This is a genomic window from Enterobacter sp. CC120223-11 (genome assembly GCF_900215375.1).
Classification (GTDB): Bacteria; Pseudomonadota; Gammaproteobacteria; order Enterobacterales; family Enterobacteriaceae; genus Scandinavium.
On the sequence record NZ_OBEF01000014.1, the window covers coordinates 36,415 to 58,979 of the forward strand.

22 protein-coding genes are annotated in these 22,565 nt (G+C 57.4%); 7 read left to right on the forward strand and 15 right to left on the reverse strand.

What is annotated here, in order from left to right:
* Nucleotides 1–82: 82 nt before the first annotated feature.
* From CRO87_RS16005 to CRO87_RS16040, 8 genes are all read right to left on the reverse strand, one after another.
* Nucleotides 83–805 carry an amino acid ABC transporter ATP-binding protein gene (locus CRO87_RS16005; protein ID WP_097164009.1) on the reverse strand — a complete coding sequence of 241 codons (723 nt, stop codon included), beginning with the start codon at nucleotides 803–805 and terminating at the stop codon, nucleotides 83–85.
* Nucleotides 792–1,556, reverse strand: coding sequence for an amino acid ABC transporter permease (locus tag CRO87_RS16010; RefSeq protein ID WP_097163934.1), 765 nt, complete (start codon nucleotides 1,554–1,556; stop codon nucleotides 792–794). Before CRO87_RS16010 ends, CRO87_RS16005 begins: the two co-directional genes overlap by 14 nt.
* Nucleotides 1,557–1,617: 61 nt before the next feature.
* On the reverse strand, nucleotides 1,618–2,385 hold the full coding sequence (locus tag CRO87_RS16015; protein WP_097163935.1) for a basic amino acid ABC transporter substrate-binding protein: 768 nt from the start codon (nucleotides 2,383–2,385) through the stop codon (nucleotides 1,618–1,620).
* Nucleotides 2,386–2,482: 97 nt separating this feature from the next.
* On the reverse strand, nucleotides 2,483–3,373 hold the full coding sequence (locus CRO87_RS16020) for a MurR/RpiR family transcriptional regulator (RefSeq protein WP_097164010.1): 891 nt from the start codon (nucleotides 3,371–3,373) through the stop codon (nucleotides 2,483–2,485).
* Nucleotides 3,373–4,317, reverse strand: a complete 945-nt coding sequence (locus CRO87_RS16025) for an iron-siderophore ABC transporter substrate-binding protein (protein ID WP_097163936.1) — start codon at nucleotides 4,315–4,317, stop codon at nucleotides 3,373–3,375. Before CRO87_RS16025 ends, CRO87_RS16020 begins: the two co-directional genes overlap by 1 nt.
* A gap of 12 nt (nucleotides 4,318–4,329) precedes the next feature.
* Nucleotides 4,330–5,376, reverse strand: coding sequence for an iron ABC transporter permease (locus CRO87_RS16030; protein ID WP_097163937.1), 1,047 nt, complete (start codon nucleotides 5,374–5,376; stop codon nucleotides 4,330–4,332).
* Nucleotides 5,373–6,341, reverse strand: coding sequence for an iron ABC transporter permease (locus tag CRO87_RS16035; RefSeq protein WP_097164011.1), 969 nt, complete (start codon nucleotides 6,339–6,341; stop codon nucleotides 5,373–5,375). Before CRO87_RS16035 ends, CRO87_RS16030 begins: the two co-directional genes overlap by 4 nt.
* 41 nt (nucleotides 6,342–6,382) lie before the next feature.
* Nucleotides 6,383–7,195, reverse strand: coding sequence for an ABC transporter ATP-binding protein (locus CRO87_RS16040; protein WP_097163938.1), 813 nt, complete (start codon nucleotides 7,193–7,195; stop codon nucleotides 6,383–6,385).
* Nucleotides 7,196–7,720: 525 nt separating this feature from the next.
* Between CRO87_RS16040 and CRO87_RS16045 the strand changes: the two genes are divergently transcribed.
* The 4 genes from CRO87_RS16045 to CRO87_RS16060 all read left to right on the forward strand — a co-directional run bounded on the left by CRO87_RS16045 (nucleotide 7,721) and on the right by CRO87_RS16060 (nucleotide 12,703).
* Nucleotides 7,721–9,748 carry a TonB-dependent siderophore receptor gene (locus tag CRO87_RS16045; RefSeq protein WP_255252517.1) on the forward strand — a complete coding sequence of 676 codons (2,028 nt, stop codon included), beginning with the start codon at nucleotides 7,721–7,723 and terminating at the stop codon, nucleotides 9,746–9,748.
* A 147-nt stretch (nucleotides 9,749–9,895) separates the two neighbouring features.
* Nucleotides 9,896–10,960, forward strand: coding sequence for an ABC transporter substrate-binding protein (locus CRO87_RS16050; RefSeq protein WP_097163940.1), 1,065 nt, complete (start codon nucleotides 9,896–9,898; stop codon nucleotides 10,958–10,960).
* Complete coding sequence (locus CRO87_RS16055; protein ID WP_097163941.1) at nucleotides 10,950–11,954, forward strand: iron ABC transporter permease; 1,005 nt, start codon at nucleotides 10,950–10,952, stop codon at nucleotides 11,952–11,954. Before CRO87_RS16050 ends, CRO87_RS16055 begins: the two co-directional genes overlap by 11 nt.
* Nucleotides 11,951–12,703, forward strand: a complete 753-nt coding sequence (locus tag CRO87_RS16060) for an ABC transporter ATP-binding protein (protein ID WP_097163942.1) — start codon at nucleotides 11,951–11,953, stop codon at nucleotides 12,701–12,703. Before CRO87_RS16055 ends, CRO87_RS16060 begins: the two co-directional genes overlap by 4 nt.
* Here CRO87_RS16060 and CRO87_RS16065 read toward each other — a convergent pair.
* The 4 genes from CRO87_RS16065 to CRO87_RS16080 all read right to left on the reverse strand — a co-directional run bounded on the left by CRO87_RS16065 (nucleotide 12,683) and on the right by CRO87_RS16080 (nucleotide 17,592).
* Nucleotides 12,683–13,408: a substrate-binding domain-containing protein gene (locus CRO87_RS16065; protein ID WP_097163943.1), complete on the reverse strand. Its 726-nt coding sequence runs from the start codon at nucleotides 13,406–13,408 to the stop codon at nucleotides 12,683–12,685. The genes CRO87_RS16060 and CRO87_RS16065 overlap by 21 nt on opposite strands.
* 71 nt (nucleotides 13,409–13,479) lie before the next feature.
* Entirely contained in the window at nucleotides 13,480–14,316 is an 837-nt protein-coding gene (locus CRO87_RS16070) for a shikimate dehydrogenase (protein ID WP_097163944.1), read from the reverse strand.
* Nucleotides 14,317–14,325: 9 nt separating this feature from the next.
* Nucleotides 14,326–15,657, reverse strand: a complete 1,332-nt coding sequence (locus tag CRO87_RS16075) for an MFS transporter (RefSeq protein ID WP_097163945.1) — start codon at nucleotides 15,655–15,657, stop codon at nucleotides 14,326–14,328.
* Between the two features lie 81 nt (nucleotides 15,658–15,738).
* Entirely contained in the window at nucleotides 15,739–17,592 is a 1,854-nt protein-coding gene (locus tag CRO87_RS16080) for a bifunctional sugar phosphate isomerase/epimerase/4-hydroxyphenylpyruvate dioxygenase family protein (RefSeq protein WP_097164012.1), read from the reverse strand.
* Nucleotides 17,593–17,719: 127 nt separating this feature from the next.
* Between CRO87_RS16080 and CRO87_RS16085 the strand changes: the two genes are divergently transcribed.
* Nucleotides 17,720–18,358 carry a TetR/AcrR family transcriptional regulator gene (locus tag CRO87_RS16085; RefSeq protein WP_097163946.1) on the forward strand — a complete coding sequence of 213 codons (639 nt, stop codon included), beginning with the start codon at nucleotides 17,720–17,722 and terminating at the stop codon, nucleotides 18,356–18,358.
* Between the two features lie 2 nt (nucleotides 18,359–18,360).
* Here CRO87_RS16085 and fumD read toward each other — a convergent pair whose 3' ends face one another.
* Nucleotides 18,361–18,573 carry a fumarate hydratase FumD gene (fumD, locus tag CRO87_RS16090; protein WP_097163947.1) on the reverse strand — a complete coding sequence of 71 codons (213 nt, stop codon included), beginning with the start codon at nucleotides 18,571–18,573 and terminating at the stop codon, nucleotides 18,361–18,363.
* A gap of 419 nt (nucleotides 18,574–18,992) precedes the next feature.
* Between fumD and pykF the strand changes: the two genes are divergently transcribed.
* Entirely contained in the window at nucleotides 18,993–20,405 is a 1,413-nt protein-coding gene (gene pykF, locus CRO87_RS16095; protein ID WP_097163948.1) for a pyruvate kinase PykF, read from the forward strand.
* A 309-nt stretch (nucleotides 20,406–20,714) separates the two neighbouring features.
* Entirely contained in the window at nucleotides 20,715–20,951 is a 237-nt protein-coding gene (lpp, locus tag CRO87_RS16100; RefSeq protein ID WP_003029373.1) for a murein lipoprotein Lpp, read from the forward strand.
* 85 nt (nucleotides 20,952–21,036) lie between these two features.
* Here the strand turns inward: lpp and CRO87_RS16105 are convergent, their stop codons facing one another.
* Nucleotides 21,037–22,041 carry a L,D-transpeptidase family protein gene (locus CRO87_RS16105; RefSeq protein ID WP_097163949.1) on the reverse strand — a complete coding sequence of 335 codons (1,005 nt, stop codon included), beginning with the start codon at nucleotides 22,039–22,041 and terminating at the stop codon, nucleotides 21,037–21,039.
* Nucleotides 22,042–22,143: 102 nt separating this feature from the next.
* On the reverse strand, nucleotides 22,144–22,560 hold the full coding sequence (gene sufE / locus CRO87_RS16110; RefSeq protein ID WP_097163950.1) for a cysteine desulfuration protein SufE: 417 nt from the start codon (nucleotides 22,558–22,560) through the stop codon (nucleotides 22,144–22,146).
* Nucleotides 22,561–22,565: the final 5 nt, after the last annotated feature.

The window sequence follows — 22,565 nt, forward strand, 5'->3', positions numbered from 1 at the left end:
ATCGGTCTAAAAAGAAGTGAGGGTCTAAGCGTAATCCAGCGATACCATTCCGGCAAGCCATGGCATCGCTGGTCGCGTTAAATTACAGCACCTTACTGAGGAAAGAGGCCGTGCGCGGGTTTTGCGGCGTGCTGAAGATCTGCTCCGGCGAGCCCTGCTCCTGAATGATGCCCTGATCGATGAAAATCACCCGATCCGCCACTTCGCGGGCAAAGCCCATTTCGTGGGTCACGATGACCATCGTCATCCCTTCCCGGGCGAGGTTCTTCATCACCTCCAGCACGTCGCCCACCAGCTCCGGGTCGAGCGCAGAGGTCGGCTCATCAAACAGCATAATTGAGGGCTGCATCGCCAGCGCCCGGGCAATCGCCACGCGCTGCTGCTGACCGCCGGATAAGCTCGACGGCCAGGCATCACGCTTATCGCTGAGACCCACCTTCGCCAGCAGACCTTCGGCGAACGCTACAGCATCCGCTCGCGTCATCCCCCGCAGCGACATGGGTGCCATCAGCAGGTTTTCCAGCACCGTCATGTGCGGAAACAGATTAAAGCGCTGGAACACCATGCCCACGCTTTCGCGCAGCTTATTGAGATCGGTTTTTTTGTCATGCACGGCAAAACCGTTCACCACCACTTCCCCTTCCGTCACGCTTTCCAGCGCGTTCATACAGCGCAGAAAAGTACTTTTCCCTGAGCCGGATGGGCCAATGACGCACACCACTTCCTGAGGCTGAATATCGCAGTCAATGCCGCGCAGCACGTGGCTGTCACCAAAGTGCTTATGCAAATTTTTAATGTGAATCACTTTTGCCAAACCTCTTTTCCAGACGGTTAACCAGCTGCGCCAGCACGAACGTTATCACCCAATAGACCAGGGAAATGGTCAGGTAGGGTTCCCAGTAGGTGGCGTATGCTCCCGAAACCGTACGCGCCGCGTAGGCCAGATCGGCCAGGCCAATCGCCGATGCCAGCGAAGAATCTTTCACGATGGCAATCGCATTGTTGCCGAGAGGCGGCAGAATACGGCGGAAAGCCTGGGGCAGGATCACCTTGCGCATGGTTTTCCACCACGGCATGCCGAGTGCGCGCGAGGCTTCCATCTGCCCTTTATCGATGGACTGAATGCCCGCACGGAAAATTTCGGAAACGTAAGCGCCAGCATTGAGCGTAATAGCGACGATACAGGACAAAAATGCGCCATAGTTCGAGCGCAGTTCGCGAGCAAAATCGCTGCTCATCACGCCGCTGGTGACCAGCAAACCGTCACGAGGGTTGATAAACAGCGGCACCAGCGCGAAGTGCACGACCATGATCTGCACGAACAGCGGCGTACCGCGAAACGCGCTGACATAAAAGCGCACCGGGAACTGCACGAGGTAACGCAGCACGTACTTCCATGGCCCATGATCGGCTCTCGCCATCCGCCCGAGCCCGAGCGTCAGCCCCCAAAGCGTGCCGAGGATCACACAGATAATGGTGCATTTGAGGGTCATTATCGCGCCGTCCACGAACAGCGGGCCGTACTCCTCGATAATTTCCCAACGGAATCCCGTCATAACTTATCCCTGAAAAAACGGCGACCGTCCACTAAGGCGATCGCCGTGAAAAAGAAAAGATTTACTGGGCCGGTAAGGCAGGCACGTCAGCGTCGAACCAGGTCTGATAGATTTTGGCGTAGGTGCCGTCAGCCACGATTTTTTTCAGCCCGGCGTTCAGCTTGCCAAGCAGTTCGGTGTTGCCTTTTGCCACCGCAATACCGAAATACTGACGTTCAAATTTGGCATCCGGCACCAGTTTGAACTGTTTTTCCGGGTGCTGTTTGATGTAGTACTTCACCACGCCAACGTCACCCACCGCGGCGCTGACACCGTCCTCAAACAGCTCCTGCAGCATCAGCGGTGTGTTGTCGAAACGCTTAATCGCAGTGCTGTTTTTACCGAGCACGTCAGACACTACAATGTCCCCGGTGCTGGAGTTCACCACGCCGACCTTCTGATCTTTCAGGTCGGCAAGCGAACCGACTTTTGAATCTTTTGGCACCACAATGGATTGCTCAGCGGGGAAGTACGGCGCAGAGAAATCGACCATCTGCTTACGCTTGTCAGTAATGGTGATACCGGAAATGATGATGTCGCGATCGCCGGAGTTCAGGGTGGCAAAAATGCCCTCCCACGGCGTGTTCACCAGTTTGATATCAAAGTTTTCTGCTTTGGCGATGGCCTTGATCAGATCGATATCAAAACCTTCCAGCTGCTTCTGATTATTTTCAAACTCGAACGGGCGGTAGGTTCCGCCCGCGCCGACTACGTAGGTTTCTGCTGCCGCGTGTGCGCTGGCCGCGAGGGCCGCCGTGAGACAACAGGCTTTCATCCATTTTGCGATCATATCATTACCTTTTTATGCATTTAATTTGCATAAAAATACATAACTTATTGGCCTTATGCAACAAGCGAAGCGGGTAATAACCGCGGGTTATATTGATTCAGCCCTTTCTGCCGCCGGATTTGCCGATCGACCGGTGCAGCTCATTGACGCGTTTCAGTGACTTCACCGTTCGCTGTGGGGTGGTGCTTGCCACCGACAGCACTAACATCTCCAGACAAACCAGCACGGTGCCGTGCAGCGGTACACGCCCGTCTCCGCCGCCGCGCGGGACTTCGATGACCACCTGCGAAGCCTGACTGAAACGGGATTCCACCGCCTGCGTCAGCAGAATCACCGGCAGCCCAAGCCTTTTGGCCTCCCGCAGCAGCGTCATCCCTTCCCGGTGCGGCGATTTCTGTCCCATCATGACGATGACGTCGCCGCGTTGCAGGTTGATGAGCTGTTCAGCGAGGCTGAACCCCGTGCGGTTCATTACGTACGACGACAGCCCAATGCGGCTGAACAAGCGAGCGGTGTACTCCGCCAGAATGCCCGATGCGCCGATGCCAAACAGGCCAACCTGGCGCGCCTCGGCCAGCAGCGCCACCGCCCTGGCGACGGCATCACGGTTATGCGTGCTGCTCAGAATGTCGCAGGCGCGCTGGTGTCCTTCGAGGACAAAATCAATGCTCGCATTCACGTCGCTCGCCAGGGCATTCACCGTCGACTGCATCTTTTCCGAGGAGGTGATCGTCGGGCCAAACCAGCGGTCCAGCGTGAGTTTTAAATCGCGCAGTCCGGCGAACCCCAGCGCCTGAACGGCACGCACCACCGTGGCATCGGAGGTTTGCGTTGCCGCAGCAATTTCCATTGCCGTGCGCTCCAGCACCTCTTCGCGATGCTCGTTGAGGTAATTCGCCACCTCCAGCAGGCGCGGCGACAGCTGATGCGCCCTCGCCCGCAGCCGATCGCCGAGAATGTCGACCTTGTCACGCACTCTGTTTTTCATCATTTGTCACCCGGCAGCGGGCGGCCCACCAGGTGCGACTGCACCTGTGCCACCATCAGACTCAGCCCGGCATAGGAATTCGAAATGACCTCCTCGCGCGGCAGCAAAATGTAGTGCCCACGCCTGCAGGCCTGCATGAAATCGCACCAGCCCGGCATCACTGCCTCCATCGCCTTCAGCTCCTCTTCAGGCTTGCCGCCGGTGTCTGAACGCCAGGTGGCAAACACAAAATCCGCATCCAGCTCCGGCAGCCGCTCGGCGCCGACATCAATGCGCTGGCCATCGGGAATCTGCTCAATCAGCGGTGGAAAGCGGAACCCCGCATCGCGCAGCACGCGGCCAAGTGCATGATAAGAGTGATGCACGGTAACTTTGCCGTTGTTGGCCTGAATGACGGACACGGTGATGTTTTGCGTGGGGATCAGCGCTTTCAGCTGCGCGATTTCAGCCTGATAGCGAGCGTCGAGAATGGCGAGCCGCGCCTGGGTCCCGGTGAGTTCGGCAAGCTTCTGATAGATCCTCGGCGCGCTGCCGAGCAGGTGATCGATGCTCACCGTCGGGGCAATTTTTTGCAGCTGATCCGCCGGGACGTTGCGGTTGGGCTCGGTGATGATCAGGTCCGGTTTCGCCGCCGCAATTGCCTCCAGGTCGATGTCGGCGCTGCCGATAAACTGGATCGCGCTGTTGCTGAAATCGACGCCGGTAAGCTCCGCGCTGGAGCGCAGATAATGACTGCCGTCGGCCCTTGTGCGTCCGTGGCTGGCCACCGGCGGCACCCCCAGTTCGATAAGGGGAATGGTGATATCCAGATCGTGCATCGAAACAATTCGCTGCGGATGCACCGGCACCTGCACAGTGCGCCCGAGGTCATCCGTAAAAGCGCGGGTTTCCCCGGCGACAGCAGCAAAACCTATCAGAGAAAAAATCACAACCAGCCAGCGCATAACCATCCTTACTTAAAGCGCGTCACGACGACGCCAGAGCAAACCGATGAAAAAAGGCCCGCCAACAAGAGCAATCACAATACCCGCGGGAAGCTGTAGCGGTGCCAGCCGGCCAATCGTGTCGGCCAGCAGCACCAGCAGTGCCCCAATTAACGCGCTGGCGCTAATCAGCGCGAGCTGCCCGCCGCGCAGCAGAAAGCGTGCCAGATGCGGCGCCATCAGCCCGACAAACCCGAGGCTTCCCACGCAGGAGACGCTGGCGGAGGTCAGCAGCACCGGGGCGAACAGCCTCAGCCAGGTGAGCTGAGTCAAACGCACCCCGAGCCCGGTGGCCGCCTCCGGGCCCAGCAGAGCGACATCCGCCGCCCGGGCCGTCATTAATAGCAGCAGTGTGGCAGGTATGGCCCAGGCCACCGCCACCGCCAGCAGAGGCCAGCTTGCGGCCTGCAAACTGCCCGCCAGCCAGAGCATCGCCGTCTGTACGTCACGCACGTCGGCGGTGGTCATAAAAATCCCCACCGCCGCAGAAAGCAGCCAGGAGATGCCGATCCCGATAAGAACAAAACGCGGCCTGGCCAAATCGCGCGCCAGTGCAATCACCAGCAACGTAACCAGTACCCCCCCCGCGAGGCCCGTAACGGGTCGCCAGAGGACGTTCACCGAAGGGAAAAACAGCACCAGCGACAGCACCACTACGCAGGTGCCTTCCTTGACGCCGATAAGCCCCGGGTCGGCAAGACCGTTGCGGGTAATGCTTTGCATCGCCGCGCCCGCCATCCCGAGCATCGCGCCACAGAGCAGCGCCATTAACAGTCTCGGCAATCGAATGTCCCCGACTATCATCTGCTGCTCAGCGCTCAGCGCTTGTCCGTCAAACAATGCGCCGAAAATGGCCTGCGCAGGCACCGCAAAGGAGCCCTGGGTGACGCTAAAGAGCGCAAGCGCCACCGCGAGTAAAAGTAATCCCGCGCTCATCATCAGCGCTTTCGGTCTGACCAATATTTGCGTGCCAGGCAACGCAATCGCGCGTAATCCTGCCCGCAGCAATGCTGGTTTCATCGAAAGCACCTCGCCGCCAGCAGAATAAAGACCGGGGCACCAACCAGCGCCGTTACCGCGCCCGTCGCCAGTTCCTGCGGAGCCAGCAGAGTGCGCGCGAGAATATCGGCCAGCAGCAGCAACAGCCCGCCCGTCGGCACCGCCAGAAGCATCGCATAGCGCAGATCGTCGGTCGCCAGACGGCGAATCAGGTGCGGCACCAGCAGGCCAATGAACCCCACCGGCCCGGCAACCGCCACCGATGCGCCACACAGCAACGCCGTCGCCAGCATCCCCAGCAGGCGCGTGCGCAGCAGGTTCACGCCCAGCCCCTGAGCCACAGAGTCGCCGAGGGCCAGAGCGTTCAGCCGCGGGGCCAGCACGCAGGCCAACAAAAAGCCCGCCAGCGCCGGGTAAGTGGCCGTCATCAGCGTAGCGGCATGAATGCCAGAGAGATCGCCCGCAAGCCAGGTTCGCAGCGCAAGCAGCGTTTGTTCGTTAAGGATCAGTACGGCAGCCGTCAGGGAGGAGACAAATGCCGACAGCGCCACACCGCAGAGCGTAACCTTGAGCGGCGTCGCGCCACCGCGCCCGGCAGCTGAAAGTAGCATGACCACGCTGAACAGCAGCCCGGCACCGACCGCGGCGATGAGCGGCTGTCCCGCAGACTGAAAACCCAGCGCGGAGCCAGCAACCACCGCCAGCGAGGCCCCCGCGTTCAGGCCGAGAATATGCGGCTCGCCCAGCGGGTTGCGGATTAAGGTTTGCAGCAATACACCCGCCACGCCGAGAGAGCCGCCCACCAGCAAGGCCGCCAGCAGGCGTCGCAGCCGCAGCTCAACGACAATGCGTTGGTCAAAATTTTGTGGGTTGTAATCCACCAGCGCCTGAAGGACGGTGAAGGGAGAAATGTCCCGCGCACCGAGCCCCAGCTGGATCAGCGCACAGCCCAACACCGCCAGCAGTAAAAGCATCAGCATCACCATAGGCGCGCGGCGTTTTTTACCGGGCGTTATCGTCAGCGCGCTCACTGAACAGGACTCCGCGAAGGAATGAAGAACGGCCTGCCCGTTTCAGGGTTAATGACCTTCTGCACGCCCACCCCGAAGATCTCCTGAATGATCTCAGGCGTACAGGCAACACTTTCTTCAAGCGTGGTATGCAGTCTGCCCTGCTTCATCAACAGCAGGCGATCGGCGTAGTTAACCGCAAAATTGAGGTCGTGCAGCACCACAACCACCGTCCGGCCGTGATCGCGTGTGAGATGTTGCAGGAGTTCGAGAATTTCAACCTGATAACGCAGGTCGAGCCATGCCGTCGGCTCATCCAGCAAAATCACCTGCGTCTGCTGGGCCAGCGCCATCGCAATCCAGCAGCGCTGACGCTGCCCACCGGAGAGGCTTTCCACCGGCAGATGGGCCAGCGCCTGGGTGCCGGTCACCTGTAATGCCTTCTCCACCGCCTGCTCATCGGCGTCAGACCACTGGCGCAGCAGCCCCTGCCACGGATAACGCCCCCGGGATACCAGTTCAAAAACCGTCAGCCCTTCAGGGGCAACCGGCGACTGCGGCAGAATACCCAGCTGGCGCGCCACAGCTTTGCCCGGCTGCTGATGGATCTGTTTGCCATCGAGCCACACGCAGCCGGACCGCGGCTTAAGCAGTCGGGCAATGGTCGACAATAAGGTGGACTTCCCGCAGCCGTTGGCCCCCACCAGAGCAGTGAGCTTCCCGTGAGGAAGGGTGACGTGAATATCCTCGATGACAAGCTCAGGGCCGTAGCCCGCGCTGACATGCTCCAGCCCCAGCCCTGATGGCTGGCTTTCCGCCCGTTGTGGCATTGTTCACTCCTGCGCCGCAACGGCCAGTTAAACAGAAACAAATCTCATTCTCACGATCATGCGATGTAGCGCTGTAGTAGTCAACACTCAAGCGCATTGTTTCCACTTCAGGATTTCCCTTGTTTATCCAGGGCTAATGTCTCACTAAAATGATTCCTGCTAAGCAATGATAAATATGACTTTATTTAATTTTCACCTCCGTTCCTCTCTGCGTTCTTATTCGACAAAACACCGCTGTATTTTTTTCTTCCACTGAACATTTACTACTACATTTCGCCATGATTGAATGATTCTCAATAACATATCCAGTCACCTTTCCGGCGACTTAAATGGATAGATTTTTACAGGGCAATGATTTCACAGGCTTTTGTTTGTTCGCAGGAAATAACAATGACAACACCAACCCCAGCCATCACTGGGCTCAAAGGGCGCGCGCTCTTTACGCTGGTTTTTGCCAGTGCTTTAACCTCACCGGGACTGTTGGCGGTCACTGAAACCGCCGCTCAGAAGAAAAAAGAAGAGTCGATGACCGTAGTGGCCGATACCGCGCAGGCGGATATCACCGCCACGGATGGCTATCAGCCGCTGAGTTCATCCACCGCTACGCTGACCTCCATGCCGTTGCTTGATATTCCGCAGGTGGTGAATACCGTCAGCGATCGGGTGATTGAAGATCAGCACGTCACGACGCTCGATGAAGCGCTGTATAACGTCGCCAACGTGGTGCAAACCAACACGCTTGGCGGCACTCAGGATGCCTTCACCCGCCGTGGATTCGGCGCCAACCGCGACGGCTCAATCATGACCAACGGCCTGCGCACCGTGCTGCCGCGCAGCTTTAACGCCGCCACTTCTCGCGTAGAAGTGCTGAAGGGCCCGTCGTCGACGCTGTACGGTATTCTCGACCCGGGCGGGCTGATTAACGTCATCACTAAGCGCCCGGAGCGGACGTTTTCCGGTTCGGTTCAGGGCACATCCAGCAGCTTTGGCGGCGGCACGGGCCAGCTCGATGTTACCGGGCCGATTGAGGGTACGCGCCTGGCGTATCGCCTGATTGGTGAGTATCAGAACGAAGATTACTGGCGGAACTTCGGCAACAACCGCAGCAGCTTTATTGCCCCCTCGCTGACCTGGTTTGGCGACGACGCGACGGTCAACGTCACTTACTCGCACCGTGATTATCACGTCCCGTTCGATCGCGGCACGATTTTCGATCTCAATACCGGGCAGGCCGTCGATGTCGATCGCAAAGAACGCTTCGATGAGCCGTTTAACATCACCAACGGCGAATCCGACCTCGCGCAGCTGAACGCAGAATATCGGCTGAACAGCGCCTGGACGGCTCGGTTTGACTACAGCTACAGCCAGGACAAATACACCGATAACCAGGCGCGCGTGATGGCCTATGACTCCGCGACGGGCAACCTCACCCGCCGCGTCGATGCCACCCAGGGCTCCACGCAGAAAATGCACGCCACCCGCGCCGATCTTCAGGGCAACGTGGCGATTGGCGGCTTTTACAATGAGATCCTGACCGGCGTGTCGTACGACTATTACGATCTGCTGCGGACCGACATGATCCGCTGCAAAAACGTCAAAGGTTTCAACATCTACGACCCGCAGTACGGCAAGCTCAGCGAATGCACCACGGTATCCGCTTCCGACAGCGATCAGCGCATTCGTCAGGAAAGTTACTCCGCCTATGTGCAGGACGCGCTGTACCTGACCGACAACTGGATTGCCGTCACCGGGGTGCGCTATCAGTATTACACCCAGTATGCGGGCAAGGGCCGACCGTTTAACGTCAACACCGACAGCGCCGATGAAAAATGGACGCCGAAGGCCGGGCTGGTATACAAAGTGACCCCGTCCTTCTCGCTGTTTGGCAACGTGGCACAAGGGTTTATGCCGCAGTCGTCTATTGCCAGCTACATCGGCGATTTGCCGCCGGAAGAGTCGACGGCATATGAGTTAGGGGCAAAATTCGAGCTGTTTACCGGCCTGACCGCCAACGTCGCGCTGTTTGATATTCACAAGAAAAACGTGCTCTACACCGAGCAGGTTGGCGATGAAACTATCGCTAAAACGGCAGGCAAAGTGCGCTCGCGCGGCCTGGAAGTGGATGTGGCAGGTGCGCTGACGGATAACCTTAACGTGATCGCAAGCTATGGCTACACCGATGCCAAAGTGCTCGACGACCCGGACTACGCAGGAAAACCGCTGCCGAACGTGCCGAAGCATACCGGCTCGCTGTTTATGACGTATGACATTCATAACGTCTGGCAGAGCAACACCCTGACCCTGGGCGCGGGCGGCCACGCGCTGAGCAAGCGTTCAGGGACTAACGGCGCGGATTACTACCTGCCGGGCTATGCAGTCGCAGATGTGTTTGCTGCCTATAAAATGAAATTGCAGTACCCGGTCACGCTGCAGGTGAACGTCAAAAACCTCTTCGATAAGACCTACTACACCTCCTCCATCGCCACCAACAACCTGGGCAACCAGATCGGCGACCCGCGTGAAGTGCAGTTCACGGTCAAAATGGACTTTTAAGCCTTACCGGGCGCGGCGGCTCTCGCTGCGCCCAGCTCATCGCCACGTTCTGTTGATCCAGAAGGGGTAAACGGCCCGAAAGGTTTGCACTCCGCATCGCTATATAATTTAATACACAGCGATTATTCCCCTTCTCAGAGCACATTCATGTCCAGACTACATCGCCTTTCTGTTTGCACTGCCCTTGCCCTTGGCGCACTTTTCACCGTCAATGCGGCACACGCCGACCGCACCATTACCGACCAGCTGGGTCGCCAGGTCACGCTGCCCGATCATGTCAATCGCGTGGTGGTGTTGCAGCACCAGACGCTGAACCTGCTGGTGCAGCTCAATGCTCAGGATGACGTCGTCGGCGTGCTGAGCAGCTGGAAAAAGCAGCTCGGCCCGCAGTTTGCCCGCTTCATGCCGAAGATTAGCACCATGCCGATGCCTGGCGACCTGACGTCAGCCAACGTCGAAAGCCTGCTGGCGCTGCATCCGCAGGTGGTGTTTGTGGCGAACTACGCCCCGGCAGAAATGATTCAGCAGATCCAGAATGCCGGTATTCCGGTGGTCGCTATTTCCCTGCGTGAAGACGCCGCCGGGGAAAAGAACAAAATGAACCCAACGATGGCGAATGAGGAGCAGGCCTACAACGACGGCTTAAAACAGGGCATTCGCCTGATTGGTGAGGTGGTGGAACGGCCGAAAGAAGCGGAGGCGCTTATCGACTACACCTTTGCCGCAAGAGCGAAAGCCAATGCCCCGGTGGCCGATATTCCGCAGGACAAAAAAGTGCGTGTCTATATGGCGAACCCGGACCTCAACACCTACGGGTCAGGGAAATACACCGGCCTGATGATGGAGCACGCCGGGGCGTTGAACGTTGCGGCTGCCACGGTGAAAGGCGCGCGCCAGGTTTCGCTGGAGCAGGTTTTGCAGTGGAACCCGGAGGTGATTTTCGTGCAGGATCGCTATCCGCAGGTGGTGAAACAGATTGAAAACGATCCGCAGTGGCAGGCCATTGATGCGGTGAAGCACCATCGCGTCTGGCTGATGCCGGAATACGCTAAGGCCTGGGGCTATCCGATGCCGGAAGCGCTGGCGATCGGCGAACTGTGGATGGCGAAAAAGCTTTACCCGGAGCGCTACAAAACCGTCGACGTGGATGCTCAGGCGCAGGATTACTACCAGCGCTTTTACCGCGTGAGCTGGAAAGCGGATGCTCAGTGAGACCCGCTTCCGCCTTTTGCAGTCAAGTCTGATCGCCTTTTCGCTGCTGCTGGCGCTGATTTCACTTTGCCTGGGCCAGTACCACCTGCCGCTCAGCGACGTACTCGCGCGGCTGGTTTCTCCGGAAGCGCAGCAGGATATCGCCGCCCAGGTTGTCTGGTCTGTGCGCCTGCCGCGCGTGCTGATGGCTTTTTTATGCGGTGGCGCGCTGGGCCTGAGCGGTGCCACTTTGCAGGGCGTGTTCCGCAACCCGCTGGTCGATCCGCACATTATCGGCGTGACCTCCGGCGCGGCGTTCGGCGGGACGCTGGCGATCCTGCTGGGGCTGAGCCCGCTGTTGATGATGGGATCCACCTTCGGCTTTGGCCTGATGGCGCTCGGGCTGGTGTATCTGATTGCGACGCTTCAGGGCCGCGAAAGTACGCTGGTGCTGATCCTCTCGGGCATTATTCTCAGCGGCTTTTTCGCCGCGCTGGTGAGCCTGATGCAGTACATGGCCGATACCGAAGAGGTGCTGCCCAATATCGTCTTCTGGCTGCTCGGCAGTTTTGCTACCGCCAGCTGGCATAAGGTCACGCTGATTGCCCTGCCCGTGCTGCTGGCAGGAGCGGTGCTGTTCGCCCTGCGCTGGCGCATCAATCTGCTGTCGCTCGATGAAAAAGAAGCTCGCGCGCTTGGCGTGCCGGTTAGGCCGTTACGTCGGGGAGTTCTGGTTTGCTGCGCGCTGCTGGTTGCCGCGCAGGTTTCGGTCAGCGGCAGCATTGCCTGGACCGGGCTGGTCATTCCGCATCTCGCGCGATTACTGGTGGGGGCCGATCATCGCCGTCTGCTGCCCACAGCCTTCTGGCTCGGCGGCGCGTTTATGATTGCGGTGGACGATTTAGCCCGCACGTTGACCGCCGCGGAAATCCCTATCGGCATTATCACCGCGCTGTTTGGCGCGCCGCTGTTCACCTTTTTGCTGATCTACAGCAATCGCAGGAGTGCGCGATGACTGCCGCCTCTTTATCCGTCAGTGACCTGCTGTACGGGCATGACAGCCCACTTTTCGAGCCACTGAGTTTCACCTGTCGGCCTGGCGATATCTGGGCCATCCTCGGTGCCAACGGGCGGGGAAAAAGCACCTTGCTGGATACGCTTTCCGGGGTTTTACCGGCACTCAGCGGCACATTTGCCGTGGAGGGCGGCGTGAGCGTCGTCCCTCAGTCATTCCATCCGGCCTTCGCCTGGCAGGTCCAGGAAGTGGTACTGATGGGCCGCGCCCGCCACGTTGGGCTCTTTTCTCAGCCCACGGCAGAAGATAAGCGCCAAGTTGCCCAGGCGCTGGCGCAGCTTACTATCAGCTCGCTTGCGGGAAAGGTCTTTGGCACGCTCTCCGGCGGCCAGCAGCAACTGGTGATGATCGCCCGCGCGCTGGTCAGCGGCAGTCAGAATATTTTGCTGGATGAGCCCTGCTCTGCGCTCGATCTGGGGAATCAGCAGGTGGTGTTGCAGCTCATCAGCCATCTGGCCCATCGCCAGCAGCGCAGCGTGCTGTTCACCACTCACGACCCGACGCATGCGTTGCAGGTCGCCAGCCATACGCTGCTGCTGTTGCCCGACGGAAAATGGCTGGCCGGAGAAACGGCGGAAATCGTGACGGAACAGCATCTGCATCACGCCTACGGCGTGCCGGTTCGCACTTTGACGCTGGAGGATTATCCGCGCCAGGTCGCGGTGCCTTTATTTACCTTCGAGGGTTAAAAAACCGGCGTCGCGCAAGAATATTTGCCCCCGGGCGCCGGTGATGAACTGCGTCAGGGGTTCTGCGTCTGCGTTTATCAGCGCCAGCTGATACTCACAGCGCGTCTGGTATTCATCCGGTATCGCGAGTATCCGCAGATCGTCAGTGTTTTCCAGCGCCTGCGCATAGTGTGCGTAGCCGATAAACAAATCGGTAAGATCCTGACGAATCAGCCAGACGCTGGCAATTTCACCTGCCGGAACGGTCAACGATTCCCGACCGCCCACCAGCATCTTCGCTCTGGCTTTGAGCGCCATTGCAGGATGCAGCGCCTCAATTCGTGTGAACAATTCCCAGGTGTAATCCCCGGATGGATCGCAGCCCGGCGTGGAGGTTCCCAGCCGTAGCGCCGGGTTCGCCAACAGCGCAAGCCAGTCGGCGTTTTCGGTTGACGCGGTTCTGCGGGCTGTCAGATTCAGACGGTTAAAGGCGAACGTCTCTATCTTTTGCGCACGTCCGCTGTTCAGCAGCGTTTGCGGATGCTGCGTGTTCGCCGATGCAAACAGGTCGCAGCGCTCTCCAGACTCAATGCGTTCCCGAAGCAGGCCGGCAGGGCCAAAATCCACAGTGACGACAGTGCCGGTTTCGGCGCTGAACTGCTGACACAAAGGAATAAAAGCCCGCTTCAGGCTGCCTGCCGCGAGAACATGAATCGCCGTGTCCATCTGGATAACCCCCTAACACGATTGAAAAAAGCATATTAACCGGGCTCGGGCGAAACTCCAGCGCAATCCGTCTATGTACCGATCTCAGCTCGTTGACGCAGCTGCTCCGGCGTCGCGACGGGCAATCCGAAGAAGCGCAGATAGGCGGGGATCATTTCGAACAACATGTCGGTGCCCCGCTGCACCTGGCAGTCACGCGCCATCGCCGCCTGCAAAAAAGGTGTCCAGGTCTGGCTCATCACCACCTCACCTACAAACGTGCCCGGCGTCAGTCGCCCGACGTCCAGCGGCAGCGGATCGCCAGGCGACATCCCCATTGGCGTGGCATTCACCACCAGCGTATGGCCCTGAGGATCGTTTTGCATCAGCGTGACTTCCAGCGTGGGATAATGACGGCGTAAGCGCATCGCTAACGCCTGGGCGGAGGATTCTTGCATATCAAACAGCGTCAGCGCTGGCACGCCAGCCGCCGCCAGCGACGCGGCAATAGCCGACCCGACACCGCCGCACCCCACCACCAGTGCCCGCGCATTTTCAGGCACAAACCCTTTGCGCAGTATGCCCTGCACAAAACCGTCGCCGTCGAACATATCGCCCGTCAGCGAGCCATCAGTCTCACGGCGAATGGCGTTACAGGCCCCGGCAATTGCTGCCGTGGGGCTGAGCTGCTGCACTAAACCGGCGGTCACGACCTTATGGGGCATGGTGACCAGCGCCCCGACAAGATTTGTCATCTCAAACAGGGCTGGTACAAAGGTGGCGTAGGCCTGCGGGCGGACCCCCATCGGCACCACTTTCACATCGACGTTTTGCGCGGCGAACCACGGGTTGTAAATCATCGGCGCCTTAAAATTTTCCGTTGGCCAGCCCAGGTGCGCAATCAGGCGTGTGTTTCCCGAAATTTTCATGGCCGTTCCTTATCCCTGCTCATCGGTAAGCTCAATGCGTTTCACATCGCCCAGAATGAAGACATAGGCCACCACGCCAAGCAGCGCGGCGCTGCCGATGTAAATCAGGGCATAGAAGAAATTACCGAACGCGGCGACGATAAATCCGATGACCAGCGGCGTGAGGATCCCCGCCAGATTGGCGCAGAAGTTGAAAAGTCCGGCGGTGAGGCCACCCAGTCCGCGAGGCGCCATGTCGGAAATCAACGTCCAGCCGAGGCCGACCATCCCCTGGCCGAAAAAGGCGAATGACATCACCAGAATGACGGCGGTATCACTGTGCAGCCAGTTTGCGCTGATAATGCAGCTTGCCATCAGCAGGCCCACGATAATAGGTAGCTTACGGCCAAGATTCGCCGAACCGGTGGCCTTCAGCAGCTTGTCAGACACCCAGCCACCGAACATGACCCCGCCCGCCGCCGCCAGGAACGGCAGAATGGCGAAAAAGCCCACCTTCAGCCACGGCATATGGCGCTCGGTGGCAAGCCAGGTCGGGAACCAGGTCAGGAAAAAGACCAGCACGGTGTTACCCGCAAATTGCCCAATACTCGCCCCCACAATCTGCCGTTTGCTCAGCAACTGGCGCACCAGCGGCCAGCTGAACGCCGTTTTCTGCGCGTTCGAAGTGTGGATCCCTCCCCCGGCTGCGATGTAATCATGTTCCTGCTGACTCAGTCGTGTGTCGTCCTGTGGTTCGCGGTACAGCCGCCACCAGGCAATGGCAAATAGCAGCCCCACGACACCGACGCTGATAAACAGCGCGCGCCAGCCGAAGCTGCCCATAATCCAGAACAGCAACGGAGAGAAACATGCCAGACCAAGGTATTCGCCGACGGTGTAGACCGCGGTGGCTTTCGCCCTCTCCTGTTGGGGGAACCAGGCGCTGACGACCCGGCTGTTAACCGGAAAACAGGGCGCTTCACTGACTCCGAGCCCAAAACGGCATAACAGGAGGGTTTTTATCCCGACGGCCAGGCCATGGAATAACGTGAACAGCGACCACAGCGTCAGCGAGAGAAAATAGGTGATTTTATTGCCAAAGCGATCGAGGAACAGCCCGCCGGGAATTTGTGCCAGCGCATAGGTCCAGGCGAAGGCAGAGAAAACCACGCCCATGATCGCGGCATTAATACCCAGCTCCTGCGTCAGTTCAGGGGCAGCGATACCCAGCACCGTGCGATCGAGGTAGTTGATCATAGTGCCCACGGCCAGCAGGGCCAGAATACCTATTCGGCGCCGCGAACGGCGCACGACAGTGACGGCCTCAGCGGCCACAGCGTTTTCATGGCTGTAAGTGCTCATAATATATCCTGTCTGTTTTGTAGGGTGCAGATGATTGTTGTTGTTATCACATCACAGTCGAACCTTTTGGTTCAGTCTGGTTTACTCACTGTACTGCATTGCCGATAGCCTTACGGCGGCATTCACCGCGCCGTACTGCGCATAGCCGTTACGGCGTTCGGTTAACTCAAAGAAAAAGCGTCCACTGCTGAACGGCCGGGTGTAAAGATGCAAAAACTCGCCGCCGCTCGCGTCACGGTCATACAGAATCTGCTGGCGTTGCAGGACGTCGGTCAGCTCATCGTCGGCAAACCGGGCACGTAAATCCTCGTAATAGTTGTCGGGAATGGGTAATGCCGTGCGCAGTCCCTCAGGCAATGTATTCAGCGCTGCGGGTAAATCCGCACAGGCAAAAGCCGCATGCTGAAGCCCGGTTCCCTGATAACAGGCGACAGAACGGGCAATTTGCGTCCCACGACTTTGCGAGATATTAAGCGCCAGGCGGATATTGCCCTGCGGGCTGCACATGGCGAGGCTACGCACCAGCCCGTACGGGTCGGGCATCGTTTGCTCTCGTTCGGGGATGAAACCAAAAACGGTACGCAGGAACATGACCCAGTTGTCCCGGCTGTCTGTTTCCATGCCCAACGCCAGGTGATCTATCCCGAGCAAGCCTGTCTCAGATGGCGAATCAGCCAGGTCGAAATCACGGGCGTAGATATCATCGCCTTCTTCAACCAGATAGATCAGGCTTCCGTCTGGCGCGCATACCGCCGGAATAGAGCTTTCATTCGGCCCCGCCTCGCCCTGCCACGTGGCATATCCGTAGGCTTTCGCTCGCGCGATGATTGACGCACTGTTGCTGACGCGCAGCGCCATAGCACACAGAGAAACACCATGACGCTGCCAGAAGTGATCGGCCCAGCTGTGCGGCTGATGATTGACTATCACGCGGGCACCGCCGTTTTGCCACAGGCTGACTTTTTTACTGCGGTGTGGCCCCAGAGAGCTAAAACCCAGGTGACTGAGGCTCACGCCAAGCTTTTTGGCATCCGAGGGGCTGGCGGCGAATTCGATAAACTCCGGGCCGTGATAATGGGGAAGCGCAGCGAAGGTGGCCAGGTCGGCGTCTGTCTGCGGGAGTTGCTGACGGGTTTGTTCTTCCAGCCACAACAACGAGCGATAGCCGTCTTTGGCGGTCGCACCATTGGGTGATGCGCGGAAACCATCATTGAACACTTCCAGTGACCAGGGGCCGCGATAGCCACGACGGGTTAAGTCTCGCGCAAACTCGACCACCGGCAGCTCTCCCTGCCCCGGGAAACAGCGGAAATGTCGGCTCCATTCCAGCACGTCCATTTTCATCAAGGGGGCATCGGCCAGCTGCAGGAAGGTGATTTTATCGACCGGTACCTCATCCAGTCTGGACAAGTTATCGCCCAACGCCAGCACATGAAAACTGTCGAGAACGATGCCCATTGCCGGGCTGTCTACCGCCTTTACCCGCTGCCAGGCCTGATGCCAGTGATTGACATGGGTCCCCCAGGCAAGAGCCTCATAGCCGACGCGGATCCCTTCACGCTGAGCAAGCTCTGCCAGGGCGCGCAGATCGCTAATTTGCAGGTCAATATCGGGGCTGGTATCCGCTGCGACGCTGCTGCACAGCAGCAATGTGTCGCAGCCAAGCTGATGCATCAGCTCAAACTTGCGCCTCGCCCGCTCCAGGTTAGCGAGGAACTGTGGACGGCTTGCGCCTTCAAAATCGCGAAAGGGCTGAAAAAGCGTTATCTGTAGCCCAAGATCGGCGGCCATTTGTCTGACATCCGCTGGCGACCCGGTATAATAGAGCAGATCATTTTCAAATATTTCAACACCCTGATAGCCTGCATCCGCTATGGCGCTCAGTTTTTCGGGTAGCGTGCCTGATATCGAGACGGTTGCGATGGAGTGCAGCATGGTTTCACCTGTCATGAGCCAGTGGGGAAACTGAATATGAATCATTTGGTTCATGCACGCCATATTTCGTTGCTAATTTGTGATCGTTGTGTGTATTTTTTGTTCTCACCAAAAAGCTGGAGTGGTTATGTCCGTTGTGGTTCACGATGAAGCCCAGAGCCTGAAAGAGAAGATTTTTGCTGCCGCCATTGCCGTGTTTGCCGAACACGGCCTTGCTGGCGCGAGAATGGAGCAGATAGCCAGTGAGGCACAGACTACCAAGCGGATGGTGGTTTACTATTTTAAAACCAAAGAGCAGCTTTATCAGGCCGTGCTGGAACACGTGTATGCCCGCATTCGCGAGAATGAACAGCAGCTGGGGCTGGAAAATTTACCGCCGGTAGAGGCGCTGGTGCAGTTGGTGAAATGGAGCGTGAAGTATCACGCCACCCACGCCGATTTCATGCGGATCATTTGTATGGAGAACATGCAGCGCGGAAAGTGGCTGAACGCTTCGGGTCTGCTAAAACCCCTCAATAAAAGCGCCCTGTCGATTCTGGAGAATATTCTGCAGCGTGGGCAGCAGGCCGCGATTTTCCAGCAAGGCGTGGAGGCTCGCGACGTGCACCGTTTAATCAGCAGCTTCAGCTTTTATCAGGTGTCGAATTTCTACACCTTTAATAGCCTTTACCTTGAAGGGCCGCTGCCGGAAATCGACGACCCTGAACTGGTGGCGCACCACAGCGACATCGCCATCAAAGCGGTGCTGCGCTTTGTGATTGCCTGAGATCACTGCCCCGCCAGTGCGGTAACGACACGTTCCATCGCCTCGCGGGTAAGTTCAGTACGTTTAATTTTCTGATTAGCCAGCGACGCACGCAGCACGCCCGCGATCACAATATGCTTTGGCTCCTGCCCGAGATCGCGCATTTCGAGCACCACTTTCCCGACCACACGGCACATTTCCTGATACAGCGCTTCATCTTTACTTTGATTGCCCATCACTGGCTCCTGCTAACTCATTCATTTTCAATTCATTATGGATAATAGCCTGAATTGCTCCGGGATGCTTCCCCGCCATTGTGTTAAAGCGAAAAGATCAAAGCGTAGGGATTTTGTTAAGCGCTATCGTCTTGTTCTGAAACGGCGTTTTCATTTTCCTTTTTACCCGTAACCTCGTATAATACGCCCCGATTCTTTCTTGAATGGTTTCAGCGCATTGGACTGCATAAAAAACAACCCAAAATGTCATCCTTCCCACGTAGCTGTAAACCAGGCTCACTTTCCTCTGCACGCTTATTTGATGTCACCTATCCTTATCTCGTGGCATAGCAATTTTCGTAATACAGGCTTTACGTCGTGGCAGTGCGCCCACGGACACAGATTCCCTAATCCTTCTCAACTTAAAGACTAAGACTGTCATGAAAAAGACCAAAATTGTTTGCACCATCGGTCCAAAAACCGAATCCGAAGAGATGCTGACCAAAATGCTGGACGCAGGCATGAACGTTATGCGTCTGAACTTCTCTCACGGTGACTATGCTGAACACGGTCAGCGCATCCAGAACCTGCGCAACGTGATGAGTAAAACCGGTAAGAAAGCGGCTATCCTGCTGGATACCAAAGGTCCGGAAATCCGTACCATTAAGCTGGAAGGCGGCAATGACGTTTCCCTGAAAGCAGGCCAGACCTTCACCTTCACCACCGACAAAACCGTTGTCGGCAACAGCGAAACCGTCGCTGTGACCTACGAAGGCTTCACCAGCGATCTGAAAGTCGGCAACACCATTCTGGTTGACGACGGCCTGATCGGCATGGAAGTGACCGCCATCGAAGGCAACAAAGTTATCTGTAAAGTGCTGAACAACGGCGACCTGGGCGAAAACAAAGGCGTTAACCTGCCGGGCGTTTCTATCGCGCTGCCAGCCCTGGCTGAGAAAGACAAGCAGGATCTGATCTTCGGCTGCGAGCAAGGCGTTGATTTCGTTGCGGCATCCTTTATCCGTAAGCGTTCCGACGTGCTGGAAATCCGTGAGCACCTGAAAGCCCACGGCGGCGAAAACATCCAGATCATCTCCAAAATCGAAAACCAGGAAGGCCTGAACAACTTCGACGAAATCCTCGAAGCGTCTGACGGCATCATGGTTGCTCGTGGTGATATGGGCGTTGAGATCCCGGTTGAAGAAGTTATCTTCGCGCAGAAAATGATCATCGAAAAATGCGTCCGCGCTCGCAAAGTGGTTATCACCGCGACCCAGATGCTGGATTCTATGATCAAGAACCCACGTCCAACCCGCGCAGAAGCAGGCGACGTGGCGAACGCCATCCTCGACGGTACTGATGCAGTGATGCTGTCCGGCGAATCCGCAAAAGGTAAATACCCGCTGGAAGCCGTCACCATAATGGCAACCATCTGTGAGCGTACCGACCGTGTGATGACCAGCCGTCTGGACTTCAACAACGACAGCCGCAAGCTGCGCATCACCGAAGCGGTATGCCGTGGTGCGGTAGAAACTGCTGAGAAGCTGGAAGCTCCACTGATCGTCGTGGCAACCCAGGGCGGTAAATCTGCTCGCGCTATCCGCAAATACTTCCCGGACGCAACCATTCTGGCGCTGACCACCAACGAACTGACCGCCCGTCAGCTGGTGCTGTCTAAAGGCGTTAACGCGCAGCTGGTGAAAGAGATCTCCTCTACCGATGATTTCTACCGTCTGGGCAAAGAAGTTGCTCTGCAGAGCGGTCTGGCGCAGAAAGGCGACGTGGTTGTGATGGTTTCTGGTGCACTGGTACCAAGCGGCACCACCAACACCGCATCTGTTCACGTCCTGTAATTATTACGCTCGACGTCATTAAATGTTAAAAAAGCGCCCTCGCGGCGCTTTTTTTATTCCTGCCAGGCTCCCATCGCAATAAAAAGCAAATAGGAATGCACTATTTAATTTGTGATTATTTAAGATGAATCCGATTAAACTGCGCTGTTTTCACAGCATTTTTTGTTCACCCGCCTCGCTTTCGATGCTTCTTTGAGCGAACGATCAAAAATAAGCGTCTTCTCATAAAAAAATATTCTCAACCTAAAAAACTTTGTGTAATACTTGTAACGCTACATGGAGATTAACTCAATCTAGAGGGTATTAATAATGAATCGTACTAAACTGGTACTGGGCGCGGTAATCCTGGGTTCTACTCTGCTGGCAGGTTGCTCCAGCAATGCTAAAATCGATCAGCTGTCTTCTGACGTTCAGACTCTGAACGCTAAAGTTGACCAGCTGAGCAACGACGTGAACGCAATGCGTTCCGACGTTCAGGCTGCTAAAGACGACGCAGCACGCGCTAACCAGCGCCTGGACAACGCTGCTACCAAATACCGTAAGTAATAGTATTTGTAGCTGTGTTGTAAAAATGGCGCACTCTGTGCGCCATTTTTTTTATCTCTGATTCCCTGCCCCGCTTCACTCTTCCCTATTGCGTTACCTGCGTTTCCGTCGCCGATGATGGCGCACCGTTCAGCGCAGACTGCACCGGCGTCACCCCGCTCACAGCAGGCGTCGCCCCGGCCGATACCGCTACCGGTACCCCCATACGCCGATGCATCGCTTTATCCGCCATCATTTTATCAGTGCCTTTATCCGCAGCAAACTGCGCATAGCCTTCCGGCAGCACATAAGCAATGGTCTGCGGATTCTGGACTTCGTTTTGCGTCATCGGGCGATGCACTTCCATATAACGCATTCCGTTAGGCTCGACGGAGAATTTGACCGGCTGATTGATCACCCGCACCGGCGTACCCACGCGAACCTGCGCGAACAGCGCTTTGATGTCGTCGGTAAACATCCGCATGCAGCCTGAACTCACCCGCAGCCCAACGCTATTCTGCGCGTTAGTGCCGTGGATCAGGTATTCACCATTGCCGTAGGCTAAACGCAGCGCAAAGCGCCCGAGCGGGTTATTCGGCCCAGCAGGGACCACCGGCGGCAGCGTGATACCTTTTTCAAGAGAGCGCTGACGGATGCCTGGGGTTGGCGTCCATGTCGGATTAGGGATTTTCTGGCCGACGCGGGTGGTCATCTCCGGCGTTTCCAGCCCGAGTTGCCCGATGCCTAGCGGATAGACCTGCACCGTGTTGCCATCCGGCGGGAAGTAGTAAAGCCGCAGCTCCGCAAGGTTGACCACAATCCCTTCCTGCGGCACGTCCGGCAGCAATAGCTGAAGCGGGATCAGCATTTGCGTCCCCGGTTGTGGCACCGGCGCGACGGTGTTGTTAGCTTCCAGCAGGATCATCGCGGCGGTGTCAAAGCGTCGGGCGATGGTTTGCAGGCTGTTATCCCCCTCCTGTACGGTGTAGGTCTGGTTTTGGCCCACCAGACGGCTACCGTTGGCCGGTAAGGTATATTCCACCGCTCTGGCGGCCTGAGACGTGCCGAGAGCAGCTAAAAGCATAAGCGTGAGGAAAGATGCGCGTTTCATACTGAGTTTCCCTTTTAGTCACTGACAGAACGCCAGAAAGCCGAACCACCCACGGGGCGACAACGCCACCCCGCGTAACAGAATGAAAGCAGTATTTTTAGTTTAGCTAAAACTGAGCGCCTGCGCGCGAATTGCGCGGATCATCGCTTCGAGCCCCTGCGAACGCGAGGGCGTGAGGTGTTGGGTGAGCGCCATTTTTTCAAACCACGGACGTACGTCAAAGGCAAGAATATCCTGGGCGGTCATCTGGTGATAAAGGATAAACACCACGGCGATAAGCCCCTTTACGATAGCGGCATCGCTGTCGCCCTGCAGCTCAATGCGCCCTTCCGCGTTGCGCTGCATGACTATCCAGACCTGACTCTGGCAGCCCTGAATCAGGTTTTCAGGCTTGTGCGCTTCGTCGCTGAGCGGCGCCAGGCGCTGGCCCAGTTCAATAATATAGAGATACTTTTCTTCCCAGTTGGCGCAACGCGTGAAGTTGCGCAGCAGTTTTTCTTTGTCCGGCAATGCGGCCATGGAGC

Excerpts from the sequence above, each read along its gene's own strand:
- CRO87_RS16010 (WP_097163934.1), bottom strand. The coding sequence starts at position 1,556 with ATGACGGGATTCCGTTGGGAAATTATCGAGGAGTACGGCCCGCTGTTC.
- CRO87_RS16015 (WP_097163935.1), bottom strand. The coding sequence starts at position 2,385 with ATGATCGCAAAATGGATGAAAGCCTGTTGTCTCACGGCGGCCCTCGCG.
- CRO87_RS16020 (WP_097164010.1), bottom strand. The coding sequence starts at position 3,373 with ATGAAAAACAGAGTGCGTGACAAGGTCGACATTCTCGGCGATCGGCTG.
- CRO87_RS16025 (WP_097163936.1), bottom strand. The coding sequence starts at position 4,317 with ATGCGCTGGCTGGTTGTGATTTTTTCTCTGATAGGTTTTGCTGCTGTC.
- CRO87_RS16030 (WP_097163937.1), bottom strand. The coding sequence starts at position 5,376 with ATGAAACCAGCATTGCTGCGGGCAGGATTACGCGCGATTGCGTTGCCT.
- CRO87_RS16035 (WP_097164011.1), bottom strand. The coding sequence starts at position 6,341 with ATGGTGATGCTGATGCTTTTACTGCTGGCGGTGTTGGGCTGTGCGCTG.
- CRO87_RS16040 (WP_097163938.1), bottom strand. The coding sequence starts at position 7,195 with ATGCCACAACGGGCGGAAAGCCAGCCATCAGGGCTGGGGCTGGAGCAT.
- CRO87_RS16045 (WP_255252517.1), top strand. The coding sequence starts at position 7,721 with ATGACCGTAGTGGCCGATACCGCGCAGGCGGATATCACCGCCACGGAT.
- CRO87_RS16050 (WP_097163940.1), top strand. The coding sequence starts at position 9,896 with ATGTCCAGACTACATCGCCTTTCTGTTTGCACTGCCCTTGCCCTTGGC.
- CRO87_RS16055 (WP_097163941.1), top strand. The coding sequence starts at position 10,950 with ATGCTCAGTGAGACCCGCTTCCGCCTTTTGCAGTCAAGTCTGATCGCC.
- CRO87_RS16060 (WP_097163942.1), top strand. The coding sequence starts at position 11,951 with ATGACTGCCGCCTCTTTATCCGTCAGTGACCTGCTGTACGGGCATGAC.
- CRO87_RS16065 (WP_097163943.1), bottom strand. The coding sequence starts at position 13,408 with ATGGACACGGCGATTCATGTTCTCGCGGCAGGCAGCCTGAAGCGGGCT.
- CRO87_RS16070 (WP_097163944.1), bottom strand. The coding sequence starts at position 14,316 with ATGAAAATTTCGGGAAACACACGCCTGATTGCGCACCTGGGCTGGCCA.
- CRO87_RS16075 (WP_097163945.1), bottom strand. The coding sequence starts at position 15,657 with ATGAGCACTTACAGCCATGAAAACGCTGTGGCCGCTGAGGCCGTCACT.
- CRO87_RS16080 (WP_097164012.1), bottom strand. The coding sequence starts at position 17,592 with ATGCTGCACTCCATCGCAACCGTCTCGATATCAGGCACGCTACCCGAA.
- CRO87_RS16085 (WP_097163946.1), top strand. The coding sequence starts at position 17,720 with ATGTCCGTTGTGGTTCACGATGAAGCCCAGAGCCTGAAAGAGAAGATT.
- fumD (WP_097163947.1), bottom strand. The coding sequence starts at position 18,573 with ATGGGCAATCAAAGTAAAGATGAAGCGCTGTATCAGGAAATGTGCCGT.
- pykF (WP_097163948.1), top strand. The coding sequence starts at position 18,993 with ATGAAAAAGACCAAAATTGTTTGCACCATCGGTCCAAAAACCGAATCC.
- lpp (WP_003029373.1), top strand. The coding sequence starts at position 20,715 with ATGAATCGTACTAAACTGGTACTGGGCGCGGTAATCCTGGGTTCTACT.
- CRO87_RS16105 (WP_097163949.1), bottom strand. The coding sequence starts at position 22,041 with ATGAAACGCGCATCTTTCCTCACGCTTATGCTTTTAGCTGCTCTCGGC.
- sufE (WP_097163950.1), bottom strand. The coding sequence starts at position 22,560 with ATGGCCGCATTGCCGGACAAAGAAAAACTGCTGCGCAACTTCACGCGT.